The organism is Planctobacterium marinum, from assembly GCF_036322805.1.
GTDB lineage: Bacteria > Pseudomonadota > Gammaproteobacteria > Enterobacterales > Alteromonadaceae > Planctobacterium > Planctobacterium marinum_A.
Genome location: NZ_AP027272.1, coordinates 581157 through 604665, shown reverse-complemented (window position 1 = coordinate 604665; position 23509 = coordinate 581157). Strand labels below are relative to the sequence as shown.

The following is a 23509-nucleotide window of genomic DNA, read 5'->3' as shown; positions in this document are numbered from 1 at the left end:
TGAAGAAAAAGGGAAGCTATGATTATTAGCGAGCAGAAATCTCTCGAACTATTCTAATAGCAATTAGTAACCCTATTTATTGTTGGCTAAGTTTGTGCTTTAGTAACACCTCAAAATCATCGATACTAAATAAGCCCAAGGATTCGGCTGACTCAGCCAGAGATAGGTGTCGTTGCTTTGCGTCTTTAACTATGGAAGCTGCTATGTCATAACCAATTTCTGGTGCCAATAGCGTAATGGAGGACAAGTTATTCATCATATTTATTTCGATTTGTGCATTGTTCAGCGTCAAATCACGAAGGCAATTTCTGAAAAAGACATCATTGCATCAGACAATAGCTCAATACTTTCCATTACATTATGAATAATAACCGGGCGATAGGTATTCAGCTGTAACTGCCCGCCAGAGGCGGCAAGTGATACAGTTAGATCGTTGCCAATTACCTGCATACAAACCATACTTAAGGCCTCACATTGGGTCGGATTCACTTTCCCCGGCATAATCGAACTGCCGGCTTCATTGGCGGGTAAATGCCATTCATTAAAGCCACAGCGAGGGCCACTTCCCAACAAACGAAAATCATTGGAAAATTTAAATAATACCGATGCTAAAAGTTTAAGTGATGCGCTATATTGCAGCAGTGCATATTCTCCAGACACTGCGGCATAGAGATTGTCATGCTGTTTAAATGGTAAATTATAGTGTTTTGCCAGGCTGCCAATGACCTGCTCACCAAACGTTGGAGATGCGTTAGCGCCGGATCCAACAGCAGTGCCCCCCAAAGCTAATTTGAAGACATATTGCAAACTTGCCAAAATTTCAACTTTGGCGTGTTCCAACTGATTTAGATATGCCGATAATAACGCCCCTGCAGGCAAGGGAATTGCATCCATTAAATGAGTTCTTCCCACCGTCGAAATACCTTTGAATTCCATTTGCTTATCCACCAAATACCGACAAAGTTTGTTAAGCGCGGGTAACAGTTTTTGCGTTGTTTGCTGCGCAACGACAATATGCATAGCACTGGGGAATACATCGTTTGACGATTGCGACATATTGATATGATCGTTGGGGTGAATGTTTTCCAATGCATGTAATTTTTGCACTTTAACCTGTTCAGAGATATGGGCGCTAGCAAGTGAAGCTATCACCTCATTCACATTCATATTGGTTTGAGTTCCGGATCCTGTTTGCCAAATCCTAAGTGGAAACTGATCACGATAGTGCCCTTTTAATATTAACTTACAGGCAAAGAAAATGGCCTTGTATTGTAATTTACTTAAGTGCCCTTCAGCGAAGTTAATTTGAGCGGCAGCCCGTTTGATTGTCACAAGAGCGTCAATAAAACTATCTTCAAAGCAGTGCCTGCCAATATTGAAATAGGTTAGTGAACGTTGAGTTTGATATCCCCATAAAACGCCTTCATTGAGTTTTATTTCGGTAAAATTATCGGCGCTAACATTTCCCTCAGACATGAAATTCTCAACCTTATATTTTGTAGCGATTTAGTCTGTCAACATTATGAGAAGTCACATAATTCAAGACCCCTCCCGAAAGAAAATATTTAAGTTCACGTCCATTGTCGATGCGCACAATAACCGAGAATATTCTCTGTTTAATAGAAGAACCTCGAATCATCAGCGTTACTACTTGCCCCGGAGATAAGCCTCCATCCCAATCAATGTGAACCGTTTCATTTCCCGTCAGTTGAAGATCGCTGACTGACACATTCTGACTGTAGTGACGCATAATATTTTCCTAAAATATACGCACAACCAAAGGCTGTTCGCTCAAAGTAAAATTGAAATCATCTGCTAACTTAGCCAATGACCAGTACTGATTTAATCCATTCGTGGTGGACATTGAATCTAAGTACCTTTCTCGCCATGTAATTTTATTGGTGGGGAACATAAGTTAAGTTCCTAGTGTCAGGTAACTTTTCGGTGGAATAAAGAACCTGGGAAAATGAATTTTTTTAAATGGATCAAACATTATGGGCGACCTTTTTAATTAAGTCAGAGTTAATTGATGCGAAATTGTAAAAGCACCAGGTTAAAAGAATCGTCAAAAAAGTGCATAACAGGACCTACCAGGAACTAAAGTTGATTCCACCAATGCACTCAAAGTAACTATTTTAATAACCTATCGGACTACTTTTGGTTCTTTTGCTTTTGTTCTTGTTTGGAAGCTTGTTTTTTTTGCTCACTTTCTGATGCAAGCTTCTTTTCTGGTTCAGGCTTTGTGTCTTTCGTAGGGTTCTGCATAAGTACCTCTGGTTTAAACTATCGACCTAATTGCCGATAGTGGAAAAGGCACTATAACTCTTGATTCACCATAGTTCCGTGCGCTTACACACACTGAATTACATTAATGTGAGTTTTTCGTCAGATGTGAAGTAACCAAGCAAAATGGTTGGCCAAGACCTTCACCTCCTGGCGAAAACCATTACCAGTTACGTTGCGGTATCGCAAATGGAATGACTTGATTGAAAGGGCAAGGACAAACGTTAAATTTTATCTCGCAGAGCACAACGCGTTAGATGTTTTACAAGCTATAGCTTAAAAGTATTAGCCTTTATGGATGAGATGAATAAATTGACAGAGTAAGACCATTGTCAGTTTCTTGTATCATAGCGCCAATGGCCATGATGTTTAAAAAAATCCTCCTGATGGCTTTTTTCATCTTCATAACACGGACAAGAAGCCCTTATCAAAGCAGATTGAGATGAAAGAAAGATATGGCCTCTGCTATAGCTAATTAATCCTTCTTTTTGTAGCGCATGAGCGAAGCCAGTCACAGTATTTCGCCGAATACCGAGCAAATCACCCAGGTCGCTATGAGTTAAGCTTAGCTCACTTGAATGTAATTTTTGACCAAAGGTTAACAAGCATCGTGAAAGACGTTGTCTTGCATCATGCAAGTAACAACAAGCTGCATTTCGAATATTTTGATGCATCGTCATGGAAAAATAATGCCTGATTAAACTATCCGTCTCTTTACAGGCAGCGACATACTTCAGGAACAGTCGCTTATTTATAGACAGTGCCGTTCCAGACACAATCACTTTGAATTTTAAGCGCCCATTTTTATTGGATGGTATAAGATCAATTCCGAGCATCCCTTCATTACCAATTAATCCTACACATAAACACTGATTATCGTCCAGTTCTGCAACAGAAACTATTACTGAGGTTATTGGAAAATAGATACATTCTAGCGAACTTCCAATATGACTAATTGAATTGCCGGAAGTTAAAGTAACAAGGCTAGCATTATCCTGAACCCAGGCTTTCATTTCGTCACTGAAACAATTAAATAAATAGTTCTGCATATATTTTATACACCGAAAAAATTGACCAATCCTGCCGAAATATATCGTTCACTGATAAGTACAATAGCGTCTCAAATTAAGACCAAATACATTGATTCGTCTGACAACCTGTGTTGACGTTGGAAATACAATAATTAATTGTATAGGTATAAGAGTCTGAGCAAAAAAAATAGTGTCATGTGGAGCCAATGCAATTACTGATTTGATTTCTTCTTTTAATTTTTCTAACTCGACATTTCCTGATTTTGTTCATTCTTTCTGCCGTTCTGCATCTGTTTTTCATTTTGCGGTTCGCAACTGAATCTTTCTTTGAACCTTTCATATAAACCTCCAAATTTATACCGTCAGCCTATAGGTTGTTAATGCAGATCAGAGTAAAACATCCGGATTCTACTTTCTGTTCGTAAACGCACTTAACGTGAATATCTTTTCTCGTAACCTATGTTACCTGGCGTACATTCATCATTATTCGACAATGCTATTGTACCCACCTATGGCAACCCATAAGCCTATGTTGTTGTCTTCCATCTAAATCGGAGGTTCCAATGTTACATAGTTCAAAGGTAGCAAAGCATCTAACACGCAGTTCAAACAGATCTCAGGAGGATAAGCTTGTGAGCACGGAAAAATATAGAACGGCTCGTTACAAAAAAAGCACATTAAATTCAAGAGCGAAATACAAGGAGATTTGCAATGAATACTGAAGCAGTTGCAGGAAGTCCTAATAAGGAAGAACGTGTGTCAAAAGTAGTACGTCAATATAGAGTAAATAAACTCGGTAATTACAATATCGTTGATAATAAAGGGGCTCGTGTGGGGAAATTAATTGACATGATCGTATCATACCCCTCCGGAAGAATAACCTTTGCTGTGATGTCTTGTGGTGGCTTTCTTGGATTTGGGGAAGTTATGTTTATGGTTCCTTGGCAAAAAATTGAACTGGATATAAAGAAACAAGAATTTTTTTTATCGATTTCCATCGACCGCTTAAAAAAAGCACCGTCATTTAACGGCAGTAGTTGGCCTGATTTGCACGATAAAGCCTCGATGCAGCACGTACTGAAATTCTACGAGAATGACTCTGGTGATAATCCAGAAAAAAACTTAACGCCCCCTTTTTCCAGGCAATGAAGTACTCACTATGATGAAGAATGAACCCGCCGGGCTACTTAATTCTCTAGGTATAGCCATAATAGGATGTAATCAACATGGTTTGGTTACATTCCTAAATAAAAAAGCTGAAGTTGTGACAGGTCTAAACCATGCAGCAGTATTTGGCACCCCAATTTCAAACCTTGTTGGTTTTGAATTCGAAAGCGAAATTAGAAAAACGTTGCTCCGATTGGATTCACTAAACTCGGCTCAGAAGCAGCTTTCTCAACTGTTGACACGGGATATTTGGTTTCCCTCACATCACCATACAATGCAAGGAACCATGATCCCCGTTTACAATACTGCTGGAGAATGCAATGGATTTGCAATTGCGTTGCATCCAAAAGCAATCGATGAAGCTCATTCGGAAGAAACATACTATCGCGCAAACTATGATTTACTTACCTGCCTACCGAATAGATTTTTGTTGATTGATCGCATTCAGTTCGCTATGAATTTAGCAAAGCGACAAAGCACGCAAATAGGATTACTTTTTCTGGATTTAGATAGCTTCAAACTGGTTAATGATTCGCTTGGGCATTTGACCGGAGACAAACTGCTGCAATCCGTGGCAAAAAGAATAATTAACTGTATCAGATCGAGTGATAGTGTAGGTAGGTATGGAGGAGATGAATTTTTAGTGTTGTTAAACGAAGTTGTCAGCCTACGAGACTGTGAACAAGTCGCAGAAAAGATTTTATCCAGTTTTGAGCAACCACATAGAGTCAACAATAAATCGATTATCGTTACAGCGAGTATAGGAATTAGTACCTTTCCTGGCGATGCTGACAGTGAGGAAAGCTTGATCGACCATGCAGATAAAGCCATGTATATGGCTAAAAGCAAAGGACAAAATAAATATGAGTTTTACAAATAGAATTTAATTTTCATTCAATTCCTTCTTGTCAGTAATCTACTCCGTTATTTCCACATCCTATTCCAATGCTCTGAACATACATTTTCCGCTAATATCATCATAGAAAACACTCAAGAAAAGTTTTAAACTTGAATGATGCTGATTGGTGAAAGATTTGGTGACTGAACGAGTAACTTACGCTTTATTACACCTATCAAGGTCTTGTTTTATTTGGATTTATTGAACCTCAATCGACGAGCAGATCTAGAATATTGAATAGTATCTAAAACAAGGCGACTTGGCTCGCGGGATACTTTGATTCGCTTTGGCACACAACCCAGAAACTAGATGTCACATATGGTCAGCACGCCGTCAGGTTCAAAACAGAAACGAATCAAATAAGGCTGCAGCTGGATTAAATGCTCTTTCAGAAAGGGGCTAATTGCCAGCTTCAGCTGACCGCCGCCGGGTGTTAGCACAATATCGATAAGCTGTGCTTCTTCAAAGCCAAAATACTCCCCCACCTGGTTGTAAATAGCCTTAAAAAAGCTCTCTTTGGCCGAAAACAAGGTGGTAATGCCTTGTTGCATTGAAAGGCCAGATTGCATTAACAGCTGGTGTTCATCCTGGTTCAAAACCAGTTGTTGCACTTTGTCCAGCTCAGACTCTGCTATCCATTTTTCGATGTCTACACCGATAGCGTCAGTGGTGCTGGTTTTGTGCTTAGCCATAACAATCGCATTATTACAGTCATGACTAATGGCCCCCACCACCCCATCAGGCCACAGCGGACTGCGATTTTCACCAATTCCCACCTGATGTTGAGCGCACCGCAACGCTTGAAGCGCCCGACCAGCACAGTAGCGACCGGCCAAAAACTCTGCTTTTCGCTTGGGAACGGCGTTTTTTAGTGCTTCTGGAAAAACAATGGCAAACTCATTAAACAGCGAATCGTCATAACGACTCAGGTCGAAATGGCACCTGGAAACAATCGTTTTTTGTGAAATCTCTGGTGGTGCTTTGAATGGTATCTCTTGTATAAATCCTATGTCGGTCATGTCACTGTGTCGTCTATTGTTTTAGGTTTTATCTGGCTGTGTTTTTATTTTATGTGCCCTGATTTTATGCGCCATTCACTTGCTCTTTCCTGCAATCAACAAAGAAACGAAAAGGTAAATATTTAGGGCAATAAGAATAACCTATTGACGATGATTTAGCAGCCCAGTCCTGTTCTTTTTAGTTGTTCGATTATTATCCGGAAAAGCGCCGTAGGCTTGGTCATTTGTGATATTGTGTCATTGTTTCTATTCCTTGCCTCGCACAAACAACCCATCCAAATATTAGTTCGCTTAACAGCGTGCCTTTCAACTCCATTTATGCACTTTTACGCCCATATTTTTGGCTTTGGTAAAGCTCTGTAAATTTTAGGTAAAGTCGCTCAAATTAAGCACTTTTTGTCTGATAGCCTACAGGTATTGATGCATTTTTTAATGCGCAAAAGAGGACAAGATATGATTGATTCAATTTCTTCTGGTGGCTTTACGCCACCGCCACAATTAAGCCGCTCTCTGACGGATGAGCAAAGCAGCACGGTAAGCTCCATTCTGGAAAACTACGATGCCGAAAACCTTAGCGCAGCTGATGCAAAAGACATTGCAGCCCAGTTAAAAGACGCCGGTATTAAACCGGGTAAAGATCTCGCAGATGTGATGGCCCAAAATGGTTTTGATGCCAAAGAAGTGGGTAAACTGGCCGGGGTTGAACCGCCTCTACCACCAGCAAGCCAACCAAGCGGCAATCAACAAGAAAGCGGTGGCGATTCTGGAAGCACTATTTCGATACTGGTTTAGTCCAAACTCTCGCTTATAAGCAGAACAGGTTTACAAAAATTCGGTTTTATTTTGTAAGCCTGTTACATCACCCTCTTTAAATTTTAAAACAAGATAACTCAATGTAAATCATACAGTTATCTTATTAACCAAATATCCCCATTACCTTTCTGGCAGTCCTTAATTAAAACCATTTGTTAATTTTTCGTAAATTTTTTTAGCGGAAATTTAACCGCCCTTCGTCTTTACCCCTGACGTGAACATTGACACAGCTGACACGGCTTTTTCAGTGATTCACAGCATTGTGTTGTTTCTTCTCGTGTTGTGTTTTTGCCAGCTTTACCTCGTAGAGCTGGCCTTTTTCCAGCAGCCACGCCCGGCGTTTATTGCTGTTTTGCACAACCTGACTAAGCCACAGCACAACAACAAACGCTTTTTCAGGACACACATCATCATGTTAAAAAGAACTAAATTATCTGCCGCTGTTTTAGCAGCAATGGCTTCGCTGAGTACCACGTCGAGTGTCTCAGCCCAAGAGGCGGCATCGGGTGACGGATTTGAGCTAATTCAGGTGCGCGGTATTCGCGGCAGTATGGCCCGCGCCATGGATGTTAAACGCGAATCCGGTGGCGTTGTGGATGCCATATCAGCAGAAGATATCGGTAAATTTCCCGACACCAACGTAGCAGAATCACTACAGCGTATCACGGGTGTTTCAGTGGACCGCTCTGGCGGTGAAGGCCAGTTGATCACTGTGCGAGGTTTCGGCCCGGAGTTTAATACCGTATTGGTGAATGGTCGTCAGATAGCGTCTGAAAATAACTCTCGCGCCTTTAGTTTCGACACCATCGCCTCTGAATTAGTACGCAGCCTGGATGTACACAAAACCAGTACGGCCACCATGCAGTCGGGGGGCATTGGCGCCACCATCAATATCGAAACCGCTAAACCCTTTAACATCGATGGCTTTAAAGTGGCAGGCAGTATAAAAGGTGTCTATGACGAAAACAGCGAAGAGGCGACACCGCAAGTGTCGGGGCTGATTTCCAATACCTTCAATGATGAAACCTTTGGTGTACTACTGGCAGTCTCTCATCAAGAGCGGGAAACCCGCTTAAATCAGGCGCAAATGGACGGCTGGTTAGAAAATGTCGGAGTACCAAACCCGGTTACTCGCGATGGCACACCCTGGGAAGGCACCATCTTCTCTCCCCGAAACTACGACCACAAAGTCACCTTTGAAGATCGTACCCGTACTAACGCCAACCTAGTATTTCAATACGCCGCCAGTGACGATGTGGTGGTTACCGCTGATTTCCTGTATTCCGATTTTGACGTGCGCACCGATGCCACCTCTTATGGTCATTGGTTTACAGCACCTAATATTCAAGGCGTTGGCGATGATGGCAGTCTGTTTGACGGCAACGGCAACCGCCGCTCCGCTATCGTGGACGAAAACGGCACCGTAGTGGATCTGTACCAGGAAATTGGTCTGGCGACGGATATGCACTCTAAAAAGTTTGATCGCCTCACAGAAACCTCTGATATCGGTTTAAACATCGCCTGGAACGTCAATGACAATCTGAAACTAGATTTTGATTTACACCATTCCAGCGCAGAGCGAGAAGCCAATAACGGCGGCGAAAACCAGTTATCGCTGATTGGATACTCCAACCGCGTGCGCTTTCAAGTAGATAACAGTATTCTGCCACTGGCCACGATGTTTGCTTCGCCTAATGGTAATATCTTTAGCGGCCAACAAGAGATTGATGTGCAGGCAGGCGGTCAGCCCCTCACGGTTGCCGATCCCAATAACCCTGGCTTCGTAATGTATAACCCATTAATTGGTGGTGCCACAGGTGCTGCTGGCGTAGGCGATCACCTGGATGAAGCCAATAGCCGCGCCCACGTTATGTTGCGTCGCGGCTGGGCAGTGGAAGATGACGTTACCCAGTTCCGCCTGGACGGCGAATGGGACGAAGGCCAGGATACCGGACTGGTGAAAGCCAAGTTTGGTTTGCAATACTCTACAGAAGAAAAATCTCTCACCCGTTGGGACAACGAAACCGGCGTACATTGCTTGTATTGCGGTTATCCCGATGCACCTGTGGTACCCGCAGATATGCAATATGTGTTCGATGCCGGTAACGATTTTTTAAGTGGTGTCAGTGGCAGTGGTCGCATGCCCACCCAGTGGTTGGCCCACAATGGTGAAGCCATGTTTGCCTATCTTGAGCAAGTATCCGGGCAAAGCTTTGATGCCGTGCAAAAAGACAATTCCTTCGACGTAGAAGAAAGCATTATTTCTGCTTACCTGGAACTGGATTTTGTCGGTGATTTAGCCAAGCGCCCTATATACATTACCGCGGGTATGCGCCTTGAATCGACGGATGTGGACGTATCTGGTACCCAGGCGGTATTAGAAAGCTTAACTGTGTTAGATGCCACTGAACTCAATCAAAATTACGGTACGCCTGCCACAATTTCTGAAAGCTCAAGCTATGATGCTGTGTTGCCCAATGTCGCTATTAAGTGGGACTTTACCGACGATTTAATCATTCGCGCCGCAGCATCACGCAGTCTTACTCGTCCAACGCTGGAAAGTATGTCACCGGCAGTAGTGATCACCACTACCCGTCAGGGCGGCGATTTGCGCTCCTTCTCGGGTAATCCGGCCTTGCAACCATTTACTTCAGACAATTTCGATTTATCAGCTGAATGGTATTACGACGATGCCAGTTATGCATCGGCAGGCTACTTCCGCAAAGAGGTCTCTAACTTTATCGTCAATGGACAAAGCGCGCTAACCTTCGATGCGCCGGGAGGTGGCTTGGTGCAAGATCCATCCTCTGGTAGTGACGCAGTATTCACTAATACGCTACCCAGCAACGGTGAAAATGCCTCAGTAGACGGTCTGGAACTGGCGTGGCAGCACACCTTCGACAGCGGTTTTGGCTTTATTGCCAACGCCACCTTTGCCGACAGCAATGCCGAGCTTGACCCAACCGATACCACGCAAATATTCGCACTAACCGGTCTAAGTGATTCCATGAACCTGGTGGGTTTTTATGAGCAAGGTCCGTTTCAGGTACGTTTAGCCTGGAACTGGCGTGATGAGTTTGTGCAGTCGCTTACCCAGGTACAGGGTAATGGCCCCACTATTGTGGAAGATTACCAACAACTGGATATGAGCGGTAGTTACGACATCACCGACAACATCACCCTGTTCTTCGAAGGTATTAACCTCACCGAAGAATATGTGCACAAACGAGGCCGATTCGACAACCACCTGCTCTTGGTGGAAGATAGCGGCAGGCGCTTTGCTCTGGGTGTTCGAGGCAATTTCTAAACCTCGCTATTGTGCCGCTACCTCGGGTAGCGGCTTTGTTGTTTAAATAAGTTTAACAAGACGCGCATTGAGATCATGAACAAACAAGATATCAGACAGGTAGTGGTGGTAGGTGGCGGCGCTGCTGGTTGGCTTACCGCAGGCCGTATCGCTGCTCACCATCACAGTAAACAAGCAGGCGCAATACAGGTAACTTTGGTAGAGTCTCCTAACATACCTACCATCGGCGTCGGCGAGGGCACCTGGCCTACCATGCGGGATACCCTGTTAAAACTGGGTATTAGCGAAACTGAATTTATTCGCGAATGCGAAGCCAGTTTTAAGCAAGGCGCCAAATTTTGTCGTTGGGTAACCGGCCAAAGCGACGATTTTTATTATCACCCTCTAGTATTGCCGCAAGGCTTTAATCAATGCGATTTGGTGCCCCATTGGCAGCAAAGCCAATCGGGGCAATCCTTTTCAGAGTCAGTGTGTTACCAGGAGAGTATCTGTGAGCACGGTCTGGCTCCCAAAACCCTGCAAACCCCGGAATACGCAGCAGTAGCCAATTACGCCTACCACCTTGATGCAGGTAAATTTACTAAGCTACTCACCCACCATTGCACCGAGAAACTTGGTGTTAAGCACATTCAGGCGGATGTCGTAGATATCAAAAACCACGCCAATGGTTACATCCAGTCTCTGCTCACACAACAGGCGGGCGAAATCTCTGGAGATTTATTTGTCGATTGTACGGGTTTTCAGTCGCTGCTATTAGGCAAACACCTGAAAGTCCCTTTTGTGGATCGCAGTAATATACTCTTTTCGGATACCGCACTGGCGGTACAGGTACCCTACGAACAGGAAGACTCGCCAATTGCCAGCCATACCATTTCCACTGCACAATCTGCTGGCTGGATTTGGGATATCGGTCTGCAAACACGGCGCGGTGTAGGTTATGTGTATTCCAGTGAGCACTGCACTGAAGCTCAAGCCATGCAAGAACTGGCAAGCTATGTCGGGCCGCAGTTTGATAACCTGAAGGTGCGCAAAATTCCTATCCACTGCGGACATCGCCAGCAGTTTTGGCATAACAATGTGGTGGCGGTCGGGTTATCCGCGGGCTTTCTGGAGCCATTAGAGGCCTCCGCTCTGGTGCTGGTAGAAATGTCGGCCACCATGATTGCCGAGCAAATGCCGGCAAATAATGAAGTGATGGCCGTGATCGCCAAGCGTTTCAATGAAACCTTTCTCTATCGCTGGGATCGCATTGTGGATTTCCTGAAACTGCATTACCTGTTAAATCAACGCAACGACAATGCTTTCTGGCAGGACCACCGCAATCCACAAAGCGTGCCGGATTCGTTGCAGGAGCTGATGCAATTATGGCGCTATCATCCTCCTCAGGATCACGATTTTACCAGTAATAATGAGGTATTTCCGGCTGCCAGTTACCAATACATTTTGTATGGAATGGGTTTTAAAAGCGAATTTCAGCATCGCTATTTAAGCGCCAATACACGCCAGATGGCCGAACAACAGTTCAGCATCAATCAGCGCAATATCCAGCAAGTTTTATCTCGATTGCCGCATAATCGCGACATTTTAAATAAAATTAAACAATACGGCCTGCAGGCCATTTAACCGAGTTTTAAGGAGTTAACCATGTCGAAACTTGTCGCGCTAAGTCGCCAGACACATCAGCAGGTTCGTATTGATAAAAGCAAGGTGGAACAGCAAGCCAGTGAATTGCATATGATACCCGTAGTGCTGTCCGAGTTTCGCAAGTTACTGGTGCACTACCCCATCGTATTTTCAAAAAGCGGCGAAACAGGACAGTTTATGTGTTCCGCCCTGTTAGGCTTTGAACAGGGAGAAAATCTGTTCTGGCAGCAAGGGGCATGGCAAGGCATTTATGTACCGCTACAGGTGACACGTCAGCCGTTTTTCTTGGGGCAGCAGGAGACTGGTTCGGGGCAGGAGCCCAATTCAGCAAAAGAGCCAGTAATGTGCATCAACGAAGCCCATCCGGCTGTGGGCAACAAAGGTGAAGCCCTGTTTGATGCACAAGGGCAGCCAAGTCAGTACCTGCAAAACCAGCAACGGGATTTAATGACATTGTTGCAAGGTGAACAGCTCACGCAACAATTTATTGCACGATTATTGGAGCTGGGGTTACTCACCGCCATGTCGCTACAAATCCAGTTTGCAGACAACAGCAGCACCAAAGTTAATGGCCTTTACACTATTGATGAAGACAAGCTGGACGCACTGGATAACGATACTTTGGCTGAGTTGCAACAAGCCGGTTATCTCTCAGCTATTTATGCCATGGTGCATTCCACCGGGCAAATCTACAATCTGATTGATAAGAAAAATCAGCGCCTGAATCAGGCACAAAGTTGGTTTAAAGCCGCCGGGCAAGACTAGTAAAAAAGGTGGGGAACAAAAAACCTGATGCCAGAGCCGATGCTGTTTAATCCACAAGCCAAAGTGCAATTACACTGGATTGCACCAGAGAATGCTGTCGAAGGGGAATCCCTGGCAGCACCGCTGCTGGTGATTGATGACTGTTTATCTTCGCCAGAGAGTTTGGTTAATGCAGCTTGCCAGGCGACGTTTGAGCGAGATAGTGGGGATTTTTACCCCGGTGTGCGTGCCCCTTTGCCGCAACAATACATTGATGCCATGAGTACTACCCTGAGTGAAAAACTCAGGGCGATATTGGGCCTAACACACTCAGATGCAAAATGCGTATTTTCGGCTTTTTCAGTGGCTAATCAGGCGGAAAAATCCTTAAAGCCCATCCAGTGCATTCCCCATTTTGACGATACTTGTGCCAATAAATTCGCCGTTGTGCATTATTTGTTTCAACAAGACCATGGCGGGACTGGATTTTTTCAGCACCGAAAAACAGGCTATTGCAGCATTAGCGCGCAAAATCAAAATCACTATATGAAGACCTTAGGCACCCAGGCCACCACTCAAGGTTTACCCGCCTTACAATACATTCAGGGCAGCACAGATCTGTTTCAGGAGTACCACCGGGTTGCGGCACGATTCAACAGGGCGATAGTGTACCCTTGTAATTTGCTGCACTCGGGTATTATCAATCCCGATTTCGCTCTCTCAAGCCTTCCTGAGCAAGGTAGACTTACTGCTAATCTGGCCCTGCAGATAGATGCAGGATAGTCGAATTTGCACGCAATTAGAGACAAATGACTACAATTTACCGCGAATACCGAAGGAGTATCGAGTGCCTGTGTCCTGTATCAACAATAGTTGATTGGCATAGCGACCGTGTTTGTGCACCACTTCGTTACTGAGGTTAATTCCCTCTATAAACAACGATATATTAGGATTAATATCAAAGCTCATGCTCATATCCACTTGCTGATAAGGTGCCACAAAGGTGGGCTCTGAGCTTTGACGCTGTACCAGCGATTGCAAAAAGCTCTCCCGCCGATTCCAGGCCAGGCGCCATTGCCAACGGCCCTTTTCGTAAAACAACACCAGGTTCGAAGCATCGCTTAAACCCGTCAGGGCAAATTTATTGCTGACGTCATTGCGATCCAGCTCGGCATTACTGTCCACCATGGTGGTATTGCCCAAGATACTAAAGCCACTTTCGCCAAACTGATGACTGATGCTCAGTTCAATGCCCTACACTTTGGCCTGCTCGCCATTTTGCGGTTGCACCAAATCGAATTCCGCCAGACTATCGTTATTATCTGGAGCCGCCGGATCATCGCCAGTACTGGGATCGGTTACATCACCAAACACCACCGTGTTGGATTGAGTAGTAATAAAGTTACTAACCCGCTTAACAAAAAAGCCCAAAGACAAATAGCTGCTTTGCTGGTAGTAGTATTCCAGTGCAATATCCAGATTTTCAGATTCGAAGGGGTGCAACTGAGTATTGCCAGAGCTGGCTCGCAAATCGCCCCCCTGGCGCGTGGTATTAAGAGTAACTCCCGGTGACAATTGTGAGATGGTGGGCCGGGTTAGTGAGCGCGACCAGGCGAAACGACTGGTGAGCTCATCGCTCAGTTCCCATTTGGCGTTGAGAGAAGGCAACCAATTGCGATAACGATTTTCAAAAGTTACTGGTTGCAGCGATCCGGTGACGGGCCCCAGCTCTGTTTGATCCAGAATATCGAGGCGCTGTAACTGCTCAATGAAACCGGCGATATGCACCTTAGTATGCTCAAAGCGCAGCCCGGCATGCAAGGTAAACGGCTTGTTCAGCAAAGGTTGATTCAACACAAAATCCACATAAGCCGCATTTATTTGTTCTGTTACCGCGAAAGAACTACCGCGTTTTGCCACACCCAAGTCGCTATTACCATAGCTTTCAAGAAAGCTAAATAACGGCTCACTATCGTGGCGCAACCACTGCTTGGGTATCCAATGATGACCAGAAACACCACTGAGAAAATCTTCCCCGGCACTGAAGACGCTCTGAAAATCATCAGGAATGTCAGGCGTATCGAAGTAACCACAATACTGGCAATGGCGAGCATTGGCCTCGTTGTCATAGCGGGTATTCGTTTTCATTTGCTCGGTAAACTGGTAACCAAAGTCCAGATAAAAGGGTTGAGCGAAGGCATCATCCCAATTGCCATCAATGCGAAATTGCTGCACCTCATCCTGAATATGCCAACCACGCCGCAGCATCACATGGGCTCTTCCATTGCTCGGGTCGAGATAATGACTCACCCCAGAAGGAAAACCATTGGCATCCACCACGTTAGGTTCAGCCGATTCAAAGCCGTCAATGCGCGGTAACAGGTAGCCCTCTTGCAGGGCAAACCGGGAACGATTCAAATAGCCAATCAGCGAGAGCGCATTGGCTGCCCCCTCCGTATCAGCGATCTCAGCACGTGAGAGCGACCAATCCAACTCCCAGGCAAAAGCACTCTCGGGTTGCCAGTCCACATTGAGCCCCACGGCATCGATTTTGGCAGGTCTGTCAAAGGTCCGGGCATGAAAATCTGTGGCATGGCCGATGTTTTGTACAAATGAGACTGCGGTGCCCTGCTCATCCATACTCACCTGTTCCAGGTTACTGGAGGTAAACCAGTGCCCCATCGAAGTAGCGTTGGTGCTGACATCTAAACGGGTATGTAGCGCATCAGCCACCAACTCCAGGGTGTCGTCTGGTCGATACTGTAAAACCAAGGTGGTGCCGGTGCGCCTGCGTTCATCAAAACGCACGCGCTGATCGTAATTACGCGGTACAAAAATGTTATCTGACGGATTACTTATTTGCTCTGCAGGAATATTGGTGTTTACCAGCCAACCATCGATTTGCGCTTCATCAATACGGGCATCCCGCTGCTGTTCGTTAAACGCCAATAGCGCGCCAAATCGATTGTTGTGCCAGGTGTTAGATATGAGCGCGGAATATTGCGGTGAAAAATCACGACTATTGCGGTCATATAAGCCCTTAACACTGCCCACAAACTGAAAATGGGGAATAGAAAGCGGCCTTGCCGTTTGCACATCAATGGTTGCCCCGATACTGCCAGATTGCTGCTGCGCATTTTGGGTTTTGTACACGTTGACGCCACTGACAATTTCCGATGCGAGAGTATCAAAACTGAACTCGCGCCCGAGGTTATCCGTTGCCATCTGACGGCCATTGAGCAATACCCGATTAAATTCCGGGCCAAACCCACGAACCGTAACAAATTGCCCCTCACCTTCCGCTCTATCAATCGCGACACCGGCAATGCGTTGCAGGGATTCAGCGAGATTTTGATCCGGCAGCTTTCCAATCTCCACCGCCTGAATGTTATCCAGCACCACATCTGATTCGCGCTTGATGTTTTGAGACTCGCGGATACTGGCCCGATAACCCCGTACCATAATGTGTTCATAAGGACTGATCGCTTTGGCCGGTTCTATTTTGATGAGATTGTCATCGCCGCGCACAAAGTCGATAAAACGTTCAAACAGCGATTGCGGCTCAGGCGGCACTTGCGGCTTTTCGCTAACGATGATCTGATTATCTTCACTGATTTGTGCCTGCAAACGCGTATCGGCTAACAAACGGGTAATGGCGTCAGAGGCCGGCAAATAGCCCTGCAGGGCATTAGCCTGGATATCCTTAACCAGCGAATAAGGAAATACCACCGTGAGATTACCTTGCGAGGCAAATTCGATTAACGCCTCATCAGCGGGTTTACTCTCAATCTGAAAGCGGCGCAGCTCCTCTTGCTCGGTGGCAATGGCAGGCGCAGTGATCAGTAGCAATGCCGAAGCCACCAGCTTCATAGGAAAACCACTTCGAATGGATTGATAAGCGCGCTGCACCATAGGCAATTCAAAAAGATAAAGCCTGAACAAACAAATCACCGCTATAGGCAACGACGCCCGCCGCGGGATTTATTGACAAGGCGGCAATAGCAGCGCCTTGAGTCTCGAGGTCGTTCATAGATTTATCTCTTTCATGTCTTCTATATTAAGCCACAGACGCTTGTCGTCTAGTGGCGTTTGTGCACTCATATTCGGGTTTTCCAGGCGGATCACCACTCTCTCATCCAGCCGAGCAAAGCTTAACGCATCTTTTATCATGGGGTGAGCATAAAACAACTGATCGTAGGAGCCATCTTCAATAGCACGCATAAAGCCCTGCTGAATATCGCTGGCCAGTGCGCGATTATCTGGGGCCACAAAATAGTACATAGCAAAAGGATAAATTAATAATACCCGAGGCTCGATGGTCAGATTAAGTTCTGGTCTTGCGGCCACTTCACTCCAAGGCTCGTGAATGGCCCTGGGAAACAAATCAAAGCGCCCGCCTTCTAGCATGGGAAATAAGCTGGCGTACTTTACCGGTGTGACAACATTTAAACCCGCGTGTTGCAGTACCACAGTATCTCCCCAAAAGCGTCCCTGTCCGACGGGAAAACGCTGCAGATCCGACAAACTATCTATGTTGGAAAAACGCGATTCTTCGCCTTGTCGAATGATAAAAATGCGATGTCCCAACATGCCTTTTAACACCGGAATACGCACCGGCAGTAAGGTTTGCTCATACTGTATTTGGGTCCCTGCCCACATCACCGACATGCTGCCTTCCTTGAGCATTTCCATAGAGCGTCCTTCGGTTTGCGCGTTGGGCAAGGGCTGAAAGCTGTAGGAATCACCATTGGCGGATTTACTCAATGCCAGTTTCAGAATTTCCGCGATCAGGTTCTCTTTCGGGTCATTGGATTTGGGGTGAATAATGGTGCTGGCTTGAACATTAATCAGCAGACCAACTAAGAATAGCAGGACGCAGACAGTAGAAAGAATAAAGGCGTTATTTTTGAACATCTGAGAATGACCATTTACTTCGATGCTCAGCATCGGATTTGTTATAAATATGTTAAATTAATGATGGGACGAATCAGATTTGGAAATCCCCCAGAAAAAATTTAAAAAATTTTTGCGGGGCTACTGGCGGATTTTAGTTTGTGTTTCGTTTTACTCAGTGATTGCAATCAAGAACAGAACACAATGCCATTAGACTCTACAATTCACGATGCTTATATGGCGGCCAGAAATGGCCTGTCACGCATGGTATCGCGTCTGGTGCCACCTAAAGAGGTGGAAGATATTGTACAAGAAACCTATGTTCGACTTTGTCAGGTTGAAAAGCCTAAGTCGATCTCTGAGCCCAAGTCTTTTTTGTACCGTACCGCCAAAAACCTCGCTCTGGATCATTTAAAAAGAGCGGAAACGCGTCTGACTGACTGCCCCGAAGACAGTTTAGACAGCGTATTATTGGAACAAACGGTCGATAACACCTTACAAACTGTGGTGAGCGATCAGGAATTTGGTCATTTTTGCGAAGCAGTTCGCCAACTCCCTGTCACTTGCCGCAAAGTGTTTGTCTTGAAAAAGGTGTACGGCTATTCCCAAAAGGAAATAGCAAAAATGATGAATATTAGTGAAAGTACTATCGAAAAACACATCGCTCAGGGAATGAAACGCAGTATGCTCTACGTTATGCAAAAACAGCAAAATGCTGAAGCCACGGAAACCGAATTCACCAAGGGAGGAAAATCCCGATGAAGGACAATGTGATTTCCATTGAAGCTGCTCGCAAGGCAAATGAAACAGAAGTGTTGGATGTCACTGCTGACTGGATTGCCAAAATGGACCGTGGTTTAAAAAGCGATGAAGAGCAGGCCCTCAAAAACTGGCTTCAGGCCGATGAACAGCACCGCGAAATGTTATTCAAAATGGCGAAACTGTGGGACAACATGGCGGCACTGGAAAGGTTAAAGTCGCTGTTTCCCGAACCTCCGGTTAAACAACAAAGTCGCGGCCCTCATGCCATCGCAGCTTCATTTTTCTTATTGGCGGGATTGCTGGCTTTTATCTGGAATAGCTCGGATTTGGGTTTCCTGGTAGAGGATGAGCTGGTGGTGCTGTCAGAACAGCGCTTTGAAACTGGCACCGGGGATTCCAAAAAAGTTACCTTGTCTGATGGCAGCCAACTGGCCATCAATACCAACACCTCGGTAAAGGTCACCTTTACAGCACAACAACGGGTAATTGAGTTGTATCGAGGTGAGGTGCATGTGCAGGTGGCACATGATAAACAGAAGCCCTTGAGTGTGTATGCGGCAGGACAAATTATTCAAGCCGTGGGCACCGCTTTTAATGTGGAGTTGCTCACCGACCAGGTTGAGCTGATTGTGACAGAAGGCAAGGTGCGGGTCGGCAAACAAACTGAAAACAATGACAACCCTCTGCAACCCCAACAGATAAGATTAAAAGATAGCTTGCCTGCATTGGAGCAAGGACAAAAAACGCTGCTCAGTGAGCAAGCGCTGGTCATAGAATCGGTAGCCAGCTCAGAAATAGACGCGGCACTATCCTGGCAACAAGGCAATCTGGTATTTCGCGGTGAACCACTGGCACAGGTGTTAGCCGAAGTAAGTCGTTACAATGCAGTAAAATTCGAACTGACCAACCCACAGCTCAATCAAATTCAAGTGGCGGGCCTGTTTAAAACCAATGACTTATCGGGCTTTTTAAGCGCCTTGCAACAAAACTTTGATATCCAGCATCAACGCGCTGCTGACAATCGTATCCTGTTGCGCCAGGGCAGTTAATGGCGCAACAGCATCTGGTCACACCAGTAGATAACACAGTTTATTTAATAAACTGTGTTATTGTCCTTAAGAAACCGCTTTCTTGACATCAACCCGAGAACCAAAACATGGCAGAACACAATAATAAAAACAATTCGACACAGGACAGTGTCGCCCCGGCTGCACAAATCGCAGCTGCAGAGGAGCAAGCTGTTTCCGTTGCTTACGTAATCTTTATTTCTGCGGTCGCCGCCATTGGTGGCTTCTTATTTGGCTTTGACTCAGGTGTTATCAACGGTACGGTTGGTGCTCTGGAAAAAGCGTTCAACGCCAACGATGTGGCCACCGGATTCAATGTAGCCTCGGTTTTACTCGGCTGTGCACTGGGTGCACTTTTGGCGGGTCCCATCGCCGATAAAGTCGGTCGTAAACCCGTAATGATAATTACCGCGATCATTTTTGCGGTCAGTGCATTCGGCTCGGGCATTGCCGAGAGTTCTCCGGAATTTATCTTTTACCGCTTATTGGGCGGCTTGGGCGTGGGAGCAGCCTCTGTACTAGCGCCTGCCTATATTTCTGAAGTGGCTCCAGCAAGTTTGCGCGGTCGCTTAGCCACTTTGCAACAGATGGCGATTGTTTTGGGGCTATTCGCCGCATTTTTAAGTAATTTTACTATTGCCTCTTATACTGGCGGGGCCAGTGAGGCAGGTTGGTTGGGGATTGATTCCTGGCGCTGGATGTTCTGGATGGAGATCATTCCCGCTACGCTGTTTTTTATCGGTGTGTTATTGATCCCGGAATCACCGCGCTTTTTGGTGGCGCAAGGTGAAGACAACAAAGCCAAAGGCGTATTCGAACGCATCGCACCCGGCGTTGCGACCGCCCAAATCGATGAAATCAAACGCTCACTAAAGAGCGATCACAAACCTGCATTGCGGGACCTGTTTATTGAAGGAAGCCGCAAAATTCATCCCATTATCTGGGTAGGGGTCGCCCTGTCAGTATTCCAGCAATTTGTGGGGATTAATGTGGTGTTTTATTACGGTGCGGAGCTATGGCAAGCAGCCGGATTTGACGAATCACAATCACTGTTTATCAATGTCTTAGGGGGAGTCACCAATGTTGCCTCTACCTTTATCGCCATTGCGCTGATAGATAAAATCGGCCGTAAACCCCTGTTGCTTATCGGTAGTACTGGTATGGCCATTATGCTTTCCATTCTTACCTACCTGTTCAGTACTGCAGGCCTGGACGAAGCCGGAAAACTTGCCTTGACCGACGCCAATGGCACCTTCGCTCTGGTGGCGGCAAATCTCTACATCGTATTTTTTGGCATGAGCTGGGGCCCGGTGGTCTGGGTGTTACTGGGGGAAATGTTTAATAACCGTATTCGCGGCGCGGCACTGGCATTAGCCGCCAGTGCGCAGTGGCTGGCTAATTTCCTGGTGACCATGACCTTCCCCATCCTGCTCACCCAAACCGGCTTGGGTGGTGCTTATGGCTTGTATGCCTCCAGCGCCCTTATCAGCTTATTCTTTGTGCATCGCTACGTTAAAGAAACCCGCGGTAGACGCCTTGAAGAAATGTAATAACGATTGACAACCACACACAGAGGGACCCTTTGGGGTCCTTTATTTAACGTGAGTTGCCACAAAGTTATCCAACTGTGCCACGGACCGGATGACATGCAATGTTTTGTCGCTGGTTAGCGTTTCCAGCCTTTGCAAAAATTGTGCATTCCAGAATTTGGGGCAAAGCTTTAACACCTTGTAGCTTTGTAAAGTCCCATGCCAAATCGAGCTCCCTTCGGGCCAACCTTCTGGTTTTTTAAACAATCCTTTCAAAAAGCGTTTTGTCACCAGCCAATAAGTCGTTGTGTAAGGTAAATCAATATAAATTACTGTATCGGCAGCTTCTAATCGTTTGTTAAAGGAGTGCAAGGAATTCATAGGCCCAAATCCCTCGATGATCCACTCTCGCGCAGCAATGATATCTTGATGAATCGCCTCATAGTCGGCGCGTTCAATTTCCGCACCATTGGCCTGATACAAAATTGAATCCAAGGCGTGTAACTTGATCCCCGTAGCCGCAGCTAACTTTTTGCTGAGGGTGGATTTACCGCTTGCAGGTTTACCAATGATGGCGATTTTTTTCATCTTGCTTCCTCCATGTTGCCCAAAAGCGGAAACAAAAAACCCGCCTTCAAGGCGGGTTTGATATGTTAGACAGCACAAATCCCACCATTCCTAAGGAATGATGATGATAATTCGAGCTATCGGTAACGATTCAATAGTAGTCATGTTTTCCATAGTCTTGCAGCCGCCAAACAATGTCAACGGCTAACTGCCCTCCACAGAATCAATAATGTTTCAGGGTGTTACAGCACTGAAACGTTGCCCTGCGGTAGTTGTACCAATTAGACTACTTTGGAAAATCGCTGGGCGGCTTTGTGTTTTGCCATGTATTGATCAAACACCATACAAATACTGCGCAGCAATAAGCGCGAATCTGGGTTCACTATAATGGCTTGTTCCGTCATCTTGATGAGATTGTCCTCTTCGAATGTCTTTAACAAGACCAGTTCCGTTTTAAAGTGCTCAGCAAAGCTCACTTCAAATAACTCTTCCACATCTTCAACATCGAGGCGCAAATTAGTCATCAAATGGGTAATAATATACCCTCGCAGCTGATCTTCCTCAGACTTTACCAAGCCTCGCTCAATCGCGTGCTGTTGTTCATCCAGCATTTGATAATAGTCCACGGGATTTTTGCTGTTTTGGCTATAAACATTACAGACAGAGCTAATGGCACTAACGCCAAAACCCACTAAATCAGTATATTGCAAAGTGGTATAGCCTTGAAAATTACGTCCAAGACGCTTCTCATCAAGGGCAATGGCCAGCTCATCATCGGGCTTAGCAAAATGATCGATGCCAATCATCCGGTATCCGGCCTCAGTGAAGCGCTCAATGGCAAGACGCATCAGCTTTAACTTGTCTTCCGGACCGGGCAACCAGCTGTCTTTAATTTTGCGCTGCGCTGCAAATTTCTGCGGCATATGAGCATAGTTAAATAAGGAAATTCTATCGGGATTAATGTTTAATACATCCTCGATGGTTTGCTCAAAACCTGGCGAGGTTTGCAATGGCAAGCCATACACCAGATCCAGGTTAATGGACTTGATACCGGCTGTTTTTGCGCCCGCGCTTAAACGGGACACCAGCTCTGTAGGTTGAATCCGATTGATGGCAATTTGCACCTGCTTGTCGGTATCCTGCACCCCCATACTGATTCTATTTACCCCCAGAAACGCCAATCCACTGATGTATTCAACAGTGGTTTCCCGAGGGTCAATCTCCAGACTAATTTCTGGTAACTCATCCAGTTTATAATGGCTTTTAATTGTCGACAGAATGTCTTTAACTTCCTCCAAAGACAGCATTCCCGGCGTACCACCACCAAAATGAATCTGTATTACATGATGATTTTTAAACAATTCTGAGCGCAAGATTATTTCTTTTTTCAAATAATCTACATATTGCGCAATCTTGTCCCGATTCCGAGTGATGATTTTGTTACAACCACAGTAATAACAAAGGCTATGGCAGAAAGGCACATGGATATAGATAGCCAGTTCAGGATTGGCCGCCAGCAATGCCGCCTTGCGAAACTCTCTGTCAGTGAACTCAGTGTTAAATTCCAATGCGGTGGGATAAGAAGTGTAACGAGGCCCGGACATACCATATTTATCGAGCATTGACTGGTTAAATAGTCCTTCGTGTTGACCTTGCATCGCATCCACCTTTTTAAAACGCCATCTGAAAAACGAGAAAACAGAGGCTGCAAGATATCAGTAAGGTCGTTTACGAAGCTTAATCTAAATCAAACTATCCAATATTAGCAGGTAAAAATCTGATATC

At 45.5% G+C, this 23509-nt stretch carries 20 protein-coding genes; 10 read left to right on the top strand and 10 right to left on the bottom strand.

Annotated features, from left to right (window positions below; genetic code table 11):
- Positions 1–76: 76 nt before the first annotated feature.
- From AABA75_RS02645 to AABA75_RS02630, 4 genes are all read right to left on the bottom strand, one after another.
- The gene (locus tag AABA75_RS02645; RefSeq protein ID WP_338290915.1) at positions 77–259 is read right to left on the bottom strand and encodes a hypothetical protein; all 183 of its coding nucleotides are present in this window, start codon (positions 257–259) and stop codon (positions 77–79) included.
- A 29-nt stretch (positions 260–288) separates the two neighbouring features.
- Complete coding sequence (locus tag AABA75_RS02640; RefSeq protein WP_338290913.1) at positions 289–1476, bottom strand: lyase family protein; 1188 nt, start codon at positions 1474–1476, stop codon at positions 289–291.
- Positions 1477–1489: 13 nt separating this feature from the next.
- Positions 1490–1750, bottom strand: coding sequence for a hypothetical protein (locus tag AABA75_RS02635; protein WP_338290911.1), 261 nt, complete (start codon positions 1748–1750; stop codon positions 1490–1492).
- Between the two features lie 865 nt (positions 1751–2615).
- Positions 2616–3296: a Crp/Fnr family transcriptional regulator gene (locus AABA75_RS02630; RefSeq protein ID WP_338290910.1), complete on the bottom strand. Its 681-nt coding sequence runs from the start codon at positions 3294–3296 to the stop codon at positions 2616–2618.
- 729 nt (positions 3297–4025) lie between these two features.
- Here AABA75_RS02630 and AABA75_RS02625 point away from each other — a divergent pair.
- The gene (locus AABA75_RS02625) at positions 4026–4463 is read left to right on the top strand and encodes a PRC-barrel domain-containing protein (protein WP_338290909.1); all 438 of its coding nucleotides are present in this window, start codon (positions 4026–4028) and stop codon (positions 4461–4463) included.
- A gap of 10 nt (positions 4464–4473) precedes the next feature.
- Positions 4474–5361, top strand: coding sequence for a diguanylate cyclase domain-containing protein (locus tag AABA75_RS02620; RefSeq protein ID WP_338290908.1), 888 nt, complete (start codon positions 4474–4476; stop codon positions 5359–5361).
- A 323-nt stretch (positions 5362–5684) separates the two neighbouring features.
- On the opposite strand, the gene AABA75_RS02615 is transcribed toward AABA75_RS02620, so the two are convergent.
- Complete coding sequence (locus tag AABA75_RS02615; RefSeq protein ID WP_338290907.1) at positions 5685–6398, bottom strand: 4'-phosphopantetheinyl transferase family protein; 714 nt, start codon at positions 6396–6398, stop codon at positions 5685–5687.
- Positions 6399–6851: 453 nt separating this feature from the next.
- On the opposite strand from AABA75_RS02615, the gene AABA75_RS02610 reads away from it, so the two are divergent.
- From AABA75_RS02610 to AABA75_RS02590, 5 genes are all read left to right on the top strand, one after another.
- Complete coding sequence (locus AABA75_RS02610) at positions 6852–7190, top strand: hypothetical protein (RefSeq protein ID WP_338290905.1); 339 nt, start codon at positions 6852–6854, stop codon at positions 7188–7190.
- Positions 7191–7623: 433 nt separating this feature from the next.
- Positions 7624–10518: a TonB-dependent receptor gene (locus AABA75_RS02605; RefSeq protein WP_338290903.1), complete on the top strand. Its 2895-nt coding sequence runs from the start codon at positions 7624–7626 to the stop codon at positions 10516–10518.
- Positions 10519–10593: 75 nt separating this feature from the next.
- Positions 10594–12141, top strand: coding sequence for a tryptophan halogenase family protein (locus AABA75_RS02600; RefSeq protein WP_338290901.1), 1548 nt, complete (start codon positions 10594–10596; stop codon positions 12139–12141).
- Between the two features lie 21 nt (positions 12142–12162).
- Positions 12163–12927: a SapC family protein gene (locus AABA75_RS02595; RefSeq protein ID WP_338290900.1), complete on the top strand. Its 765-nt coding sequence runs from the start codon at positions 12163–12165 to the stop codon at positions 12925–12927.
- A gap of 27 nt (positions 12928–12954) precedes the next feature.
- The gene (locus AABA75_RS02590; protein ID WP_338290899.1) at positions 12955–13689 is read left to right on the top strand and encodes a DUF6445 family protein; all 735 of its coding nucleotides are present in this window, start codon (positions 12955–12957) and stop codon (positions 13687–13689) included.
- A gap of 30 nt (positions 13690–13719) precedes the next feature.
- Here the strand turns inward: AABA75_RS02590 and AABA75_RS02585 are convergent, their stop codons facing one another.
- The 3 genes from AABA75_RS02585 to AABA75_RS02575 form a co-directional block, all read right to left on the bottom strand.
- On the bottom strand, positions 13720–14109 hold the full coding sequence (locus AABA75_RS02585; RefSeq protein WP_338290898.1) for a hypothetical protein: 390 nt from the start codon (positions 14107–14109) through the stop codon (positions 13720–13722).
- Positions 14110–14160: 51 nt separating this feature from the next.
- Positions 14161–16848 carry a TonB-dependent receptor gene (locus AABA75_RS02580; protein WP_338290897.1) on the bottom strand — a complete coding sequence of 896 codons (2688 nt, stop codon included), beginning with the start codon at positions 16846–16848 and terminating at the stop codon, positions 14161–14163.
- Positions 16849–16932: 84 nt separating this feature from the next.
- Positions 16933–17820 (bottom strand): diguanylate cyclase, encoded by an 888-nt coding sequence (locus tag AABA75_RS02575; protein WP_338290895.1) that lies wholly within the window; start codon positions 17818–17820, stop codon positions 16933–16935.
- 183 nt (positions 17821–18003) lie between these two features.
- On the opposite strand from AABA75_RS02575, the gene AABA75_RS02570 reads away from it, so the two are divergent.
- The 3 genes from AABA75_RS02570 to AABA75_RS02560 all read left to right on the top strand — a co-directional run bounded on the left by AABA75_RS02570 (position 18004) and on the right by AABA75_RS02560 (position 21178).
- Complete coding sequence (locus AABA75_RS02570; protein WP_338290894.1) at positions 18004–18561, top strand: RNA polymerase sigma factor; 558 nt, start codon at positions 18004–18006, stop codon at positions 18559–18561.
- Entirely contained in the window at positions 18558–19610 is a 1053-nt protein-coding gene (locus tag AABA75_RS02565) for a FecR family protein (RefSeq protein WP_338290893.1), read from the top strand. Before AABA75_RS02570 ends, AABA75_RS02565 begins: the two co-directional genes overlap by 4 nt.
- A 107-nt stretch (positions 19611–19717) precedes the next feature.
- Positions 19718–21178: a sugar porter family MFS transporter gene (locus tag AABA75_RS02560; RefSeq protein ID WP_338290892.1), complete on the top strand. Its 1461-nt coding sequence runs from the start codon at positions 19718–19720 to the stop codon at positions 21176–21178.
- Between the two features lie 42 nt (positions 21179–21220).
- Here AABA75_RS02560 and AABA75_RS02555 read toward each other — a convergent pair whose 3' ends face one another.
- Both AABA75_RS02555 and hemN read right to left on the bottom strand, forming a co-directional pair.
- Positions 21221–21745 (bottom strand): adenylate kinase, encoded by a 525-nt coding sequence (locus tag AABA75_RS02555; RefSeq protein WP_338290891.1) that lies wholly within the window; start codon positions 21743–21745, stop codon positions 21221–21223.
- A gap of 260 nt (positions 21746–22005) precedes the next feature.
- On the bottom strand, positions 22006–23382 hold the full coding sequence (gene hemN, locus AABA75_RS02550) for an oxygen-independent coproporphyrinogen III oxidase (RefSeq protein WP_338290890.1): 1377 nt from the start codon (positions 23380–23382) through the stop codon (positions 22006–22008).
- Between the last annotated feature and the right edge of the window lie 127 nt (positions 23383–23509).